Source organism: Rothia sp. ND6WE1A, from assembly GCF_001683935.1.
Classification (GTDB): domain Bacteria; phylum Actinomycetota; class Actinomycetes; order Actinomycetales; family Micrococcaceae; genus Rothia; species Rothia amarae.
On sequence record NZ_LXTU01000051.1, the window covers coordinates 62035 to 76031 of the forward strand.

The window sequence follows — 13997 nt, forward strand, 5'->3', positions numbered from 1 at the left end:
TTCGTACGCTCAAAGCAAAGGAGCACCGATGCCCAATAGATATGAATGGGGAGCGCAAGATCTTTCTGCCATGAACCAGCAATTTCAAAAACAGCAGCTGCGGGAGGTACCCGTCATGCCGGGGCTACTCCTTGAAGACGTTCAGAGCGGCTGGGTAGGCGTCGTCGTTTCCCTTGAAACAATCGGTGGGATGAGGGTCGTGGGACTGGAAGACGCACGAGGCAGAGTCAAATCCTTCCCCCTGGGCTTTGGTTTCCTACTCGAAGGTGAACCGGTTAAAGTCATCGCGCCGAAACGCGCACCTCAAAAAGCGGCTCGAATGGTGAGCCGTTCTGGCTCTCTCGCGGTGGAGGACGCACCAGCACAGGTGGCGCGGGCCTCCAGGCTATGGGTGGAAGGTATCCATGATGCCGAACTTATTGAAAAAATTTGGGGTCATGATCTGCGCGTCGAAGGTATTGTTGTTGAGCCCCTGCACGGCATAGACGATTTAGCGGAAAAGGTGGTAGCTTTCCAACCTTCAGCGCACCGCAAACTAGGTATTTTAGTAGATCATCTGGTGCCTGGAAGCAAGGAAAGCCGAATCTCTCAAGACACAATGCGCGTTAAAGGTGCCAGCGGCAATATCAAGATTGTGGGACATCCTTACATTGATGTGTGGCAGTCAGTAAAACCCTCCACGCTGGGCATCAAGCAGTGGCCAGTTGTTCCCCGGACGGAAGAATGGAAGGTTGGAATCCTCAAACGGTTTGGATGGCCCCATGAAGATCAAGCAGACATTGCTCATGGGTGGAAAAAGCTTCTCAGCAGGGTAAATAGTTACTCTGACCTTGAGCCTGAAATTCTAGGACCTGTCGAATCATTAATTGATTTTCTGACCGAGCAACCCCAAAGATAGCTTGTGTCTAAACTCTCCTAGCAGTTTAAGGGCATTTCCATTACTCTTCCCTTTTACTCAAAGTTTTACCTTAGAATAAGGGAAAGCCAGATACGTCGTCCGGTGAGAACCCGGTGCTTAGATAAGATTGAGAAATTATTGAAATCTACGTCAACCGCAAAAGCCACATTTGAAGGAAGCTCGTCTACACCCAATAAGCTTACGGTTCATGAGGACCGCAATATTGCGACCCTTGCACACTTCGGTGGAGTCATCGGCTGCATACCTTCGGGCATCGTTTATTACCTCTACCGTGATCGTGGAGCTTTCACTGAGCAAGAATCCCGCGAGGCTTTCAACTTTACGTTGTTACCTACCATCATCATTGTTGTTTCTATGCTCCTCACACCTCTGCCGCTGGTGGGATGGATTTTTGGGCTGGTTGCAGCGCTGCTCTGGAGCTATCTGGCGCTGATGTCTTTAATTGCCGGTATCAAGGTCAATAAGGGAAATCCTTACCAATACCGTGCAAACACCATGCTCTTTGACCGGCTTCTCAGCCGCCGCTAAAATTTTCAATGCATTAAGGGACGACGCCGATGCAGGCGTCGTCCCTTAATTTTCTTAAGGTGCAATATCACTGTTTATTCGGGAAGGAGCTCACGGGTGACGGCATCCCCCAGTAACCGACCTTTAAGAGTCAGCACCACACGGGAATTGAGAGGTTCAACTGCCTCAATCAGACCCTGCTTCTCTAGCCACTGAATCTTCTGGTGTAACTGATCCTCGCTCATCTGATTCTGTCCCTGCAACTCGCGCACAGTCATTCCTTCTCGAATTCGGAGCCGAAGCATTACATCTTCGAAATGTTGCTGATTGGGGGTGAGCACTTCGCAAGCCTGGGCAGGTGAAATCTGTTGGCGTATTCGCTGCGAGTAGGCTAGCGGATGCTTCACATTCCACCAACGAGTTCCGCCCCAGTGGGAATGGGCTCCCGGTCCGATACCCCACCAATTGACGTTGTGCCAATATGCCAAATTATGGGTGCTTCGAGTCGAAATATCCGTAGAGAAGTTAGACACTTCGTACCATTGGTATCCCGCCTCCCCTAGAATGCGATCTGCTAACAGATACATATCTGCCATCGCATCGTCATCCGGCATATCTAACTCACCGCGCCGAATACGTGCCCACATCTTGGTGCCCTCTTCGACAATGAGCGAATAGGCAGAGATATGATCTGGGTGATATGAAACCGCGGCTCGAAGTGACTGCTCCCATTCAGCTAAAGTCTCCCCCGGAGCCCCATAAATCAAGTCGACGGAGGTTTGTAAACCTGCCTGCTGTGCCCACCTCACAACTTTGGGAACATTATCGGGTGTGTGCGTGCGATCAAGAATTTTCAGGACGCGCGGAACCGCCGACTGCATACCGAAGGAGATACGCGTAAATCCACCCTCAGCAAGTATTTGGATGTCTTCCTCATCCACAGAATCTGGATTCGCCTCGGTCGTCACTTCCGCATGGGAAGAAAGCCCGAATAGGGAGACGGCATGGTGCAAAATCCGCACTAAATCAGTGCTGGGTATCCGAGTGGGTGTGCCGCCGCCAAAGAACACCGAATGTAACGGAGTAATCTCTGCACCAGAATTTTGTAAAACACTATGCGCAAAATCGAGTTCAGCAATAGCTTCATCTGCAAAGGTATTGAGATTGACGCCGTCACCGAAATCGTCCTGGGCGTAAGTATTAAAGTCGCAATACCCACACCTCACCGAGCAATACGGCACATGAACATACAGAGAAAATGGTTTGCCAGATCCCGCCTGAACCGATTCTGAACCAATCAATCCATCACCTGGAGCTGGCATACCTACCGGCTGTGCAGGACTCACTTCTTTGCTTTATCCTTAGGCTCATCACTCGAAGAAAGTGCGGCGATGAAGGCTTCCTGTGGAACTTCCACGCGGCCCACCATCTTCATGCGTTTCTTACCCGCTTTCTGCTTCTCCAGGAGCTTGCGTTTACGGGAAATATCACCGCCGTAGCATTTCGACAGCACATCTTTTCGAATTGCACGAATATTTTCACGAGCAATAATGCGTGAACCAATTGCCGCCTGAATCGGCACTTCGAACTGCTGGCGAGGAATGAGCTCGCGCAACTTGCCCGTCATCATCACACCGTATGAATACGCTTTTTCACGGTGGGTAATAGCAGAGAAAGCATCCACTTTCTCACCCTGCAAAAGAATATCAACCTTGACCAGGTCTGCCTCTTCTTCACCATCAAACTTCCAGTCCAAAGACGCATAACCTTTGGTGCGAGATTTGAGTTGGTCAAAGAAGTCGAACACAATTTCAGCCAAGGGCAGTCGATAGCGAAGTTCTACGCGGTCTTCAGAGAGGTAATCCATGCCGCCCAATTGCCCACGCTTGGACTGGCAAAGCTCCATGATTGCCCCAATGAATTCAGCGGGAGCGATAATGGTGCAAGCTACCATCGGTTCACGAATGGTAGCGATTTTACCTTCGGGGAATTCGCTGGGGTTCGTAACTCGTCGTGCATCCCCGTGCTCATCTACGACGTCATAGATAACGTTGGGTGCAGTTGAAATCAAATCCAAGTTGAATTCTCGTTCGAGGCGTTCGCGCACAATTTCCAGGTGGAGCAATCCGAGGAATCCGCAACGGAAACCAAACCCTAGAGCCGCGGATGTCTCCGGCTCATAAATGAGCGCGGCGTCATTAAGTTTGAGCTTATCCAAAGCATCACGCAGTAAGGGGTAATCTGATCCATCAATCGGGAACAGACCGGAGAAGACCATGGGCTTAGGATCCTCATATCCACCCAAGGACTCGGTCGCCGACTTGTGGGAGGAAGTAACGGTATCGCCCACGCGTGATTGCCGCACATCTTTCACGCCTGTGATGAGATAGCCTACCTCGCCCACTCCAAGACCCTTCGTGGGTTTAGGCTCGGGTGAAATCACGCCGATTTCCAACAAATCATGTTCAGCGTTAGTGGACATCATCTTGATTTTTTGACGGGGAGAAAGTTGCCCATCCACTACACGAACGTATGTCACGACACCACGATAGGAGTCATAGACAGAGTCAAAAATCATGGCTCTCGCTGGTGCGTCTGCTTTGCCTTGGGGTGCGGGGATGAGCTCCACGATTCTGTCTAGAAGTTCTTCTACGCCCTCACCCGTTTTACCGGAAACACGAAGGACATCTTCAGGTTCCACGCCAATCAAATTAGCCAATTCCTCGGCATACTTATCTGGATTCGCAGCGGGAAGATCAATTTTGTTAAGCACCGGAATGATGGTGAGTTCATTCTCCATCGCCAAGTAGAGATTCGCCAGCGTTTGCGCCTCGATGCCCTGAGCTGCATCCACCAGTAAGAGTGCACCTTCACAAGCAGCCAAGGAACGAGAAACCTCATAGGTGAAGTCAACGTGACCGGGAGTATCAATCATGTTGAGCGCGTAGGCTTGCCCGTCTACTTCCCAGGGCATACGAACAGCCTGAGATTTAATGGTAATTCCGCGTTCGCGTTCAATATCCATACGGTCAAGATACTGTGCTTTCATCTCGCGTGGAGTTACTACTCCGGTTGCCTGAAGCATACGGTCAGCAAGGGTGGACTTACCATGGTCAATATGCGCAATAATACAGAAATTGCGGAGAATCTCCGGATTAGTTGCGGCCGGTTCAGGCGCGTGGGTAGCCATAGGTGACACTGAGGAATTTCCTTTCAGGCGCAATAAGCTGCGAGGTACATAGAATCAATTAACTAGTGTCCCACGATTTTGGGTTTTATGCTCGTTGGCGGTGTACACTTCCTCGCTCAAACACGGTGTTTTCCCTCAAGTTCTTCCAAACTCACAAGGGAGCAGACTAGATTTGGGATTATGCAGATAAATTTTGGCACCATTAGACGATTCCTAGGCTTAGCACAGCGCGCCTATAGCGAATATCAAAAGATACAGGGAAAACAACCCCAATCTTCGGGATCAGCTTCCTCCCAGCGTCATCGTACAAGCGACTCCCTTCGTCGGACCTCGGTTCCTGGAACTTACCCCGGGGACTACGTAGGTCCTGTGAACTTCTCCTACTCTCCCGATGCCGACGGCGCACCTGATCCTGGTGAAGTCGTGTGGGCATGGGTTCCTTATGAAGAGGACTATTCCCAGGGAAAAGACCGCCCGATTATTCTCATCGGTAAAGACGGACAGTACCTGCTGGCTTTGATGCTCACTAGCAAAGACCACAACAATAGGAACACCCATGACCCGGCTTACCTGGATATTGGAGTTGGGTTATGGGATAAACAAGGGCGTCCTTCGGAAGTTAAACTCGACCGAGTAATTCGCGTGCTACCCGAAGAAGTCCGCCGCGAAGGAGCCATTATGGACGGCGGTACATTTAACCGCATACAGCGTGCCTTTGAGCAAACTAACAATTAATCTCTTCTTAACCCCTGAACACCGAACGTTCTTTCTGATAAAGTGAACGCTGTGTGTCCGATGGTCATCGGGCACTGCTGACCGATTGCCATAGGCATCCCCACGCCACTCAGTCGATGATTGGTCAGCATTAGCCCTCACCGACCAATTAGACAAAAAGAAAGTTTTAACCGTGGCAAACATTAAGTCCCAGAAAAAGCGTATCCTCACCAACGAGAAGGCTCGCCTGCGTAACAACGCTATCAAGTCTGATCTCAAGACTTCTCTCCGCAAGGTAGATTCTGCTGTTGAGGCGCAGAACAAGGAAGAAGCTGTTTCAGCTCTCCGTACTGCAAGCCGCAAACTGGACAAGGCCGTCTCCAAGGGCGTTCTTCACAAAAAGAATGCTGCTAACAAGAAGTCAGGTCTTGCTGCACGCGTAAACAAGCTTTCCTAATTTATCGTTGCCTCTGGCAACTGTCTATTAGTGAAGTGACTGTAAAGCCCCGGAGTTTATACTCCGGGGCTTTGCTGTTGTCTGATGCAAAGGAAGTTAGGTCTAACGCGCTCTAGCAATGGTGAGAACGGCTTTTTCAAGTGAGTACAGGGGGTCCGCAGATTCACCTTTGAGCTGAGAATCGACGTCTGCAAGAACTCTCAGAATATTGCTGAGGTCTACATCTGAATACCTCCGCGAGTCGCGTTGCGCCTGTTCTACTTGCCACGGCGCCATCTTCAGTTCGGAAGCTAGGCCAGCGGCATTTCCACGGCTTCCATGTACTCGGGCTATATTTCGGATTCTCATGGCCAGTGCGCCGACCAGCGGTATTGGTTCTACACCGGTATCGAGCGCATGACGAAGCAATTTCAGCGCCTGTCGACTATCTCCTGCCACTGCAGCATCGCTCACCTTGAACGCCGATGCCTCGGTACGTCCTCCGTAGTAAATATCTACCAGGTTTTCTGTGATGGTTTCTGGGCCGTCATTAATTAACTGCAAGCAGGCAGAGGCTAACTCTGCGGTATCGTTTCCCGCAGCTGCCACTAGTAACCGAATCGCTTGAGGTTCTATCTTCTTGTGGTGCTCGCGAAATTCAAAATTAACAAACGTTACTTTGTCATTCTCCGTTTTGAGGGGTTTGGTTTCGACCCAAAGTAACTTTCGAGAAGCACGCACGGTATCCAGTAGTTTTTTCCCCCTGTTACCACCCGAATGATGCATGACTAGCATGTTATCGGTCTCGGGATTAGCGCAGTATTTCAAGGCATCCTCTAAGAAATCTTCATTCATAGAAGCGAGGTTTTTTACTTCGATGATTTTAGAATTTCCAAAGAGTGAGGGGCTCGCCACTAGGTCAAGCTCACCCTTGGAATAGTCTTTAGCGTTGAGTGAGACGAGCTCAGAATCTACATTGAGTTCACGGAATGAGCTACGTAATCTTGCTTCGGTTCGTGATACGAAGTATTCATCATTCCCATACAGCAAAACGACGGGAGCCGGGCTAACGGAACGCCATTCTTGGGTAGCTGTAGATTTTGATGAAGTAGCGCGTGCCATAGAATTCCTCTCGCAGATTAGTACTCATTCTTTCATGTTTTCTGAGTAACTACAGACAACGAGGATTGCTCATTGGAGAGAGCAAAAGCAATATCACCTGCTTGGCTGCTTTCATAAATTTGGGTTCCTGCATCGGTGAGCGAATCCATAATTTCTCTATGCGGATGACCGTAGGAATTGTTGAATCCCGCTGAAATTAGACCTACGGAGGGACGTAACTTCTTTTCTAGGGCATCTCCTGAGTGTTTAGAACCATGATGAGGAACTTTGAGTATGTCTACCGGAAGATTTGAGAGTGACGGCAGAATGTTGTGCACTGTTTCCTGCTGAATATCGCCGGTAAGAAGAACATGGAATGAACTCGAATTTTCAGTATTTCTTATATCGAGATAAAGAACCACCGAGCTATTATTCTCTTGAGCTGATTTGCCATCACCCGGCACAAAGTCGCTCGTCGTTGGTGCATTTAATATCCTGATAGAGAGTGTCGGCGTCGGTTCCAGTAAGGATTTTACCGTCAGTACATGATAGTTTCCTCCCGAATACTCATGGCTGATTGCGCTGGCAGAATGCTCAGAGGTCCAAATGTCACACCCGTTGCAAATCCCCGGTAACCCGCCATCATGATCTGCATGAGCATGAGTAATAATTACGGCATCTATTGTCTTGATGCCCGCCCATCGAAGGCAACTCTTAGCCTTCTGCGGATCGGGCCCGGCATCGACTAAAATAGCTGAATTATTTCCCGTGCGTAGAAGGGACATATCTCCCTGCCCTACATCGCAGCTGATGAATTGCCAATCTGCTGGTGCAGACCCCCTGCTTTGAGGCTGGAATTTTAGGATGATGAAACAGATCGCTACGCATACTAACAATGCACAAAATATTTGTTTTCTTGAGGATCGCTTATATTTTTTCTTCTTGATAAGAGAATGCTTAGACACGACTAAATTCCTCCGTTGAACTGAGCAGATAATGAGTTAATTTTTGGTCGAGCATAAGGATCATCCCGGAAATGATGAAAACCGATAGGCAGGTCAGCGACAATGAACTGGGGCTGAGCGGACAAGATATAGTGCTCCCTGGTAAACGTGAAATGAAATCTGCCAGGCTAAGTAAGGGTTGCGAAAACAGCGTTGAAAGGTGCGCGAGCAACTCGAAGATGGCGGGTGTATGGACAAGAAAACAAACTAAGGCGAGTAATCCAGTCAGCGTAAGCGGTACCACCAGAGGAGCAGCCAGAACATTTGCGAAAACTGAGTAGGGCATGAACTGCTCGCTGAGGATGAGAATCAGTGGAGCCGTCCAGAGACTCGCAGCACATGGAACGGCAATGATTTCAGCCAGCAACTTAGGTAGTACGCACTCCAACAAGCGCGTGAGCGCAGGTGCGATGACAATGAGTGCCACGGTGGCAAAAAGTGACAGCAGAAAACCAAAGTTAAGGCTGAGCTCAGGTCTAAGCAATAAGAGAAAAAGGACGGCGGTGGAGAAGACGGGCAACGCTGATTTTCCGCTCCCCATCACCAAAGCTATTGCTCCCACCATGCCCATGCACCAGGCGCGGATGACCGACCCCTCCCAACCCACCAGAGTGGCATAAGCCAATGTACCTGTCCATGCCAGCATAATTAGGGGTGTCCGCCGTACGTAAAAGAGCTGACCGAACCTATAAATCACCATAAAGATGAGCGTGATATTTGCACCCGATACAGCCGTCAAATGAAGCAAACCTGCCACCTTAAAGTCGCCTTTTGTATCCGCAAGCATGGAGCTGTCGTCGCCATAGGCTAGCCCGAGCAGAAGCGCCGTCTGGTCTGCTGAAATTGCGCTCAGAGTAGCACTTCGTACAGAGTCTTTAAGTTGAATAACCTGCGATGGCGTAGCTGGAGGCTGGTGAGCCGTAATATGGGGCTTTTCTAGCTGAACCTTTCCCTTCTCCTCACTGAGTATGCCGACTACTTCTATCTCTGTGGACTTCTGAACAGGTTCCGGAAGAAACGTTATGACAGATCGAGCAAAGGTATGTTTTTGTCCTGCGCACTGGATGAAGTCAACGTCCAGTTCGGTGAGGGATGACCCCGTGCTGGTTTGGCGGGAAGAACGGACTTCTGCGTGAAGGCGAGCTGCATGATGAGAGCACTGGTCCACGACCGTCTGGTCGTTGAAATAGCCCTGTGCTGCTAAGGAAAGAACCTCCAAGCTTGCAAAAACTAGACACACCACTATCTGCGACTGGGCTTTGGAGAGCCAGGACAATGACTGGAATGAAGAACTTCCTATTCGAAAGAGAACCCCTATCGCCAGAGTAGCTAGCAGTATGGAGACAAGCGCTTTGCTACCCCACAGCATGAAGATGATGAGGAGAACAAGAACAAAGAAGCTGCTCAAAAAGAGCCTAAAATCCATGAGTTTTGGCTTTTGCGCCTCATGAATCTTCTCGTCTTTACCCTGAATTGTCGCTAGAAACTTCCGTCGGATATGTGCGGGAGAATTCATCCGACACTAACCAAGGGTGTAATATTTTCCATCATGGCGGGTCCGATACCAGGAACGCCATCTAAATCTTCGACCGATGTAAATGATCCTATTGATTCCCGGTATTCGATGATTTTTTCAGCCAACTTGGGTCCGACTCGAGGTAGCTTTTCGAGTTCTTCTGCGGTAGCAGTGTTCAAATTAATCAGAGTTGTTCCCGGTGAGGAAGCCTGCTGAGATGGCGCTAGTTCTTTACTTGCCTGAGCAGCCTGTGGTGCTGCCTCTATCTGTTCACCCTGGCGGGGAACTAGAATTTGTACCCCGTCCTGAACTGGTTGAGCTAGATTAATCCGGTTAAGATCTGCCTCTGGCAGTGCTCCCCCAGCAGTTTTAAGGGCATCCCCCCAACGCATAGTTGATTCCAGGGTGTACAGTCCCGGTCTTTTGACAGCACCTGCCACATGAACCTGTACAGATGACATCGAAGCGGAGGAATGTGCTGTAGCTCCGGCGGATTCAGAAACCGGTTTTTGAGATGCTCCCTCTGTATCTTCTAGTGCAAGGGATGATGTAGTCAGTGGAACGGTTTCAGGATCATCGGGGGAAAAGATACTGTTCCAGAGAAATAAACCCAAAAGAGCAACAACGCCCACTGCCAGCACTGCGATGATGGTCTTAAACGGAATGCTCCAACGATACCTATTGCCGAAGCCTGAAGTAACTTCTTGTTCAGGAAATATCTCTAGTTCCTCGTAGAGGCTCTCAGCACGTCCGTCTGAATCGGCCCAAGCATTATCTTCGCCCTCGTCAATGACATCATCGGAGAAGTTGTCCAAGGAATTGTCCCAGGTATTTTCTGGTTTAAGACGGCGGGCGCGAAGAATGCGATCAGGATGCTCTCTTGGGGTGGGGTCGCTACGGTGACTCATGCAATGAACGCTAGAACAAAAGTGAGTTGCTCATTTCTTACTGAGTCGCAATCTGTGGATAACCGAGCTGATTTCTCTTAATCCACAGGTTCTCGTACCTCATTTGGTCAGTTCTTGCAGATTGTTAATAGACAGCCACCGCTAAGGCTCCTAACCCTGTGTGCGCGCAGAGTACCGCAGGTAGGGGCGAAATAAGAATATTCGACGAAAACTCGTTTGCCTCAATCCAGCTTTCTAACTCGGATCGGTTAGCTGAAAAATGTGCCCCCACAATAGCTCCGGTAGCAATTGGAGTTCGTTCATGCTCAGGATAAAACTCAACTGCATGGCGTCGATCACTTTCCCTCTTGCAATGAGCAGCAAGGAGGTCTTTGGCTCGTTCTATTGTTCGAGGGCGCTCTAGATATATCAATTTTCCATCTTCGACCGTGGCAACAGGACGAATTTGGAGGAGCTGCCCCACACGCGCTAAAGCAGGACTAACACGCCCTCCCCTTTTTAACGCATCGAGTGTTGGAATATAAAAGAAGAGCTGAATATTCTCACAGATTTCGTGGGCGATTTCTGCCAGTTCTCGCGGGTTTTCAAGGGTTTGCGCCAACTCATGGATTTTCAGTACTGCCCACCCCAGGGCTAGCGCTACTGTCTGGGAATCTACCACAATGATTTTTGCTGAAAAATCTTTTGCTGCAGTCCGAGCTACATCATAGGTACTAGATAACTCAGAGGAAAGATGTAACGAGAGAACCGTTTCAAAGCCCTGGTTCAGCAAATCTCGGTAGGTATTTTGAAATGCACCGATTGACGGGCTGGCTGTCTTAATAGTGTGACCTAACGCATGGGCGAGAGCAATGCGTTCACCTACTTCATCCTCTGAAAGATGACCAAGACTGCTTCCTTCAATCTCTACCGAAAGCGGCACCACTGCAAAACCTCCACACTTCTGAAGTTTGAGAATCATTTCAGAAGGAAGGGCAGCAGAAGAGTCCGTAACAATCGCAATTTTTTGCATACGAAGATTAGTGGCGGATACGAATATTCATTCGTATCCGCCACTTCGCCTTTAATTAGATAACGATATTGACGAGTTTTGGAGCTCGGACAATCACCTTGCGCACCGTAGCATCGCCAATAATTTTTTGAATAGTTTCAGACGCCACAGCAAGGGCTTCCAAATCCTGCTCAGAAATATCCTTCGAGACTTCCAAGCGATCTTTAACTTTGCCCTTGATCTGGACGATAGCGGTTACCGTATCATCAATCAGTTGAGCTTCATCAATTGCGGGCCAGCCAGCTTCGAGAACCGGCTGGGTATGCCCGAGCATGTGCCAGATATCTTCTGCTGTATAAGGAGCGTAAAGAGACAGTAAAATAGCTATTGCTTCAGCGGCTTCACGCACTGCGGGATCTGCCGAACCAGCACCAGAATCAATGGCCTTGCGGGTAGCGTTCACCAATTCCATGGTGCGTGCAACGAGAACGTTGAATTTACCATTTTCAACCTGTTCTGCGGCGTCGTGCATCGTGCGGTGGACTAGCTGATGCAACTTCTTATCACCGGTTGCAAAATCGACGCCAGGTTCACTGGTGACATCTTGACCAATACGCCAGGCACGGGCCAGAAACTTCTGGGCGCCGCCGGGAGATACATCTGCCCAGTCGACGTCGTCCTCCGGCGGAGAAGCAAACACCATGGTGGTACGCACTGCATCGACGCCAAACTGATCTAGCTGTTCGCCAAGATTAACACCATTACCCAGGGACTTTGACATCGCCTTACCCTGGTTGAGTACCTGCCCCTGGTTCATTAATTTCTTAAAAGGCTCACCGTGCTCAATCAATCCTAAGTCACGCACTACCTTGGTGAAGAAACGTGCATAAAGCAAATGCAAAATAGCATGCTCGACGCCGCCGACATACATGTCGACCGATCCCCACTTCTTCATTTCTGCAGGGTCAAAAGGACCGCCCTCAAACTGTGGAGAAACATAGCGCAGGAAATACCAGGATGAATCGACAAAGGTATCCATCGTGTCTGAATCGCGCTTAGCCGGTTTGCCGCACTGAGGACAATCTACTGAGTTCCAAGCATCGTCAGCAGCCAAGGGTGACTGTCCCTGAGGAGCCAGGTCTTCGCCCTTCAGATTATCGGGCAACGTCACGGGTAGCTGATCTTCAGGTACCAAGACCTCGCCGCAATCCTCGCAGTGAATTACAGGGATCGGCGTGCCCCAAAAACGCTGACGTGATAGCAACCAGTCACGCAAACGGTAGATAGTTTTACCTTCACCGGTTCCCGAAGCTTCAATAATCTCAATCGCTTTCTGAAGCGCTTCCTTCTGAGGAAGTCCCGAAAGCTCGCCGGAATTGATGAGAGTTCCCTCTCCGGTGGTGGCAATACCGGTTTCAGCTGGGTCTTCCTCACCAGTTTCAATAACAGTGACAACAGGAATATCGAACTTCTTCGCGAAATCAAGATCGCGCTGATCATGCGCAGGAACAGCCATAATTGCGCCTGTACCATAATCTGCCAGAACATAATCCGATGCCCAAATGGGAAGCTTCTCACCCGTCAAAGGATTCACGGCATAGCGCCCGGTGAAGACACCGGTCTTCTCGCGCTCAGTAGACTGACGGTCAATATCAGACAAAGCCTTAATAGACTCCCGATAGGCCTCAAGCTCTTCCCTCTTCTCCTCAGATACAATTTCCAAAGCTAAATCTGAGTCAGCAGCAACCACAAAGAAAGTAGCACCGTAAAGGGTATCTGGTCGAGTGGTAAAGACGGTAATATCCGTTGCGCCCTGGCTCCCTTGCGCTTCTATAGCAAAACGGACTTCCGCTCCCTCCGAACGTCCAATCCAGTTTCTCTGCATAGCCAAAACACGATCGGGCCACTGACCCTCTAGCTGCTTCATATCTTCAAGCAGCTCTTCAGCGTAGTCAGTAATCTTGAAGTACCACTGATTCAAGGACTTCTTAGTAACAGCTGTACCGCACCGCTCACACTCGCCATTGACCACCTGTTCATTGGCAAGCACAGTCTGATCCTTAGGGCACCAATTCACCTGAGAATACTTGCGGTACGCAAGACCCCTCTTATAGAACTGCTCAAAAAGCCACTGAGTCCAACGATAATATTCAGGATCAGATGTATGCAGACGACGAGACCAGTCCACCATAATGCCATAACGCTTAAAAGAATTAGCCTGAGTCTCAATATTCTTATAGGTCCACTCTTTCGGATGAGTATTATTCTTAATCGCCGCATTTTCTGCAGGCAAACCAAAAGAATCCCAGCCGATAGGATGCAGAACATCAAAGCCCTGCTGCTTCCAATAACGCGCATTCACGTCCCCAATCGCAAATGCCTCCGCGTGTCCCATATGCAAATCCCCAGAAGGATAAGGGAACATATCCAGAACGTAACGGCGCTCCTTAGCGGGATCGTTAGTGGGTGAAAAGACTCCTGTCTCCTCCCAATAAGGCTGCCACTTAGCCTCAATTTCCTGGAAGTCGTAGGACTTTTCTTGAGATTCTGCAGGTTCTACCTCAGCTGACACAGCGGTAATTCCTTCAATTCGATGGGTGATAACGCGGTACACGTTCCCGGTGCAACCGCGAACGTGTACATTCCTACACATTCTAGCTTGAAACCCAAAGACGAGCAGGCACCAAAGATGGCAGGGTAAAGTGCTATTA

General features: G+C 49.5%; 12 protein-coding genes. 4 read left to right on the top strand and 8 right to left on the bottom strand.

The genetic code is table 11. The features are described 5' to 3' along the window. Positions 1-28: 28 nt before the first annotated feature. Positions 29-898, top strand: a complete 870-nt coding sequence (locus tag A7E48_RS06545) for a DUF3097 family protein (RefSeq protein ID WP_068171126.1) — start codon at positions 29-31, stop codon at positions 896-898. Between the two features lie 138 nt (positions 899-1036). After that, entirely contained in the window at positions 1037-1447 is a 411-nt protein-coding gene (locus A7E48_RS06550; RefSeq protein ID WP_233126012.1) for a DUF4870 domain-containing protein, read from the top strand. Positions 1448-1521: 74 nt separating this feature from the next. On the opposite strand, the gene hemW is transcribed toward A7E48_RS06550, so the two are convergent. Further along, positions 1522-2772: a radical SAM family heme chaperone HemW gene (gene hemW / locus A7E48_RS06555; RefSeq protein ID WP_233126013.1), complete on the bottom strand. Its 1251-nt coding sequence runs from the start codon at positions 2770-2772 to the stop codon at positions 1522-1524. Beyond that, positions 2769-4616: a translation elongation factor 4 gene (lepA, locus tag A7E48_RS06560; RefSeq protein ID WP_369796763.1), complete on the bottom strand. Its 1848-nt coding sequence runs from the start codon at positions 4614-4616 to the stop codon at positions 2769-2771. Before lepA ends, hemW begins: the two co-directional genes overlap by 4 nt. Before the next feature lie 180 nt (positions 4617-4796). Here lepA and A7E48_RS06565 point away from each other — a divergent pair, with 180 nt between their 5' ends. Then, positions 4797-5351 (top strand): type II toxin-antitoxin system PemK/MazF family toxin, encoded by a 555-nt coding sequence (locus A7E48_RS06565; RefSeq protein ID WP_068171132.1) that lies wholly within the window; start codon positions 4797-4799, stop codon positions 5349-5351. Between the two features lie 172 nt (positions 5352-5523). Further along, entirely contained in the window at positions 5524-5787 is a 264-nt protein-coding gene (gene rpsT, locus A7E48_RS06570) for a 30S ribosomal protein S20 (RefSeq protein ID WP_068171135.1), read from the top strand. 102 nt (positions 5788-5889) lie between these two features. On the opposite strand, the gene holA is transcribed toward rpsT, so the two are convergent. From holA to leuS, 6 genes are all read right to left on the bottom strand, one after another. Continuing rightward, positions 5890-6888: a DNA polymerase III subunit delta gene (gene holA / locus A7E48_RS06575; RefSeq protein ID WP_068171138.1), complete on the bottom strand. Its 999-nt coding sequence runs from the start codon at positions 6886-6888 to the stop codon at positions 5890-5892. A 32-nt stretch (positions 6889-6920) separates the two neighbouring features. After that, the gene (locus A7E48_RS10790; protein ID WP_083147247.1) at positions 6921-7832 is read right to left on the bottom strand and encodes a ComEC/Rec2 family competence protein; all 912 of its coding nucleotides are present in this window, start codon (positions 7830-7832) and stop codon (positions 6921-6923) included. Continuing rightward, the gene (locus A7E48_RS06585; RefSeq protein WP_068171153.1) at positions 7825-9387 is read right to left on the bottom strand and encodes a ComEC/Rec2 family competence protein; all 1563 of its coding nucleotides are present in this window, start codon (positions 9385-9387) and stop codon (positions 7825-7827) included. The genes A7E48_RS10790 and A7E48_RS06585 overlap by 8 nt, the downstream gene beginning before the upstream one ends. After that, the gene (locus A7E48_RS06590; protein WP_083147248.1) at positions 9384-10295 is read right to left on the bottom strand and encodes a ComEA family DNA-binding protein; all 912 of its coding nucleotides are present in this window, start codon (positions 10293-10295) and stop codon (positions 9384-9386) included. The genes A7E48_RS06585 and A7E48_RS06590 overlap by 4 nt, the downstream gene beginning before the upstream one ends. Positions 10296-10419: 124 nt before the next feature. Beyond that, the gene (locus A7E48_RS06595; RefSeq protein ID WP_068171155.1) at positions 10420-11307 is read right to left on the bottom strand and encodes a DegV family protein; all 888 of its coding nucleotides are present in this window, start codon (positions 11305-11307) and stop codon (positions 10420-10422) included. Positions 11308-11362: 55 nt separating this feature from the next. Then, positions 11363-13858, bottom strand: coding sequence for a leucine--tRNA ligase (gene leuS / locus A7E48_RS06600; RefSeq protein ID WP_068171283.1), 2496 nt, complete (start codon positions 13856-13858; stop codon positions 11363-11365). Between the last annotated feature and the right edge of the window lie 139 nt (positions 13859-13997).

Coding starts and splice junctions, on each gene's coding strand:
- A7E48_RS06545 (WP_068171126.1), top strand. CDS start 29: ATGCCCAATAGATATGAATGGGGAGCGCAAGATCTTTCTGCCATGAAC.
- lepA (WP_369796763.1), bottom strand. CDS start 4,616: ATGGCTACCCACGCGCCTGAACCGGCCGCAACTAATCCGGAGATTCTC.
- A7E48_RS06565 (WP_068171132.1), top strand. CDS start 4,797: ATGCAGATAAATTTTGGCACCATTAGACGATTCCTAGGCTTAGCACAG.
- holA (WP_068171138.1), bottom strand. CDS start 6,888: ATGGCACGCGCTACTTCATCAAAATCTACAGCTACCCAAGAATGGCGT.
- A7E48_RS06585 (WP_068171153.1), bottom strand. CDS start 9,387: ATGAATTCTCCCGCACATATCCGACGGAAGTTTCTAGCGACAATTCAG.
- A7E48_RS06590 (WP_083147248.1), bottom strand. CDS start 10,295: ATGAGTCACCGTAGCGACCCCACCCCAAGAGAGCATCCTGATCGCATT.
- A7E48_RS06595 (WP_068171155.1), bottom strand. CDS start 11,307: ATGCAAAAAATTGCGATTGTTACGGACTCTTCTGCTGCCCTTCCTTCT.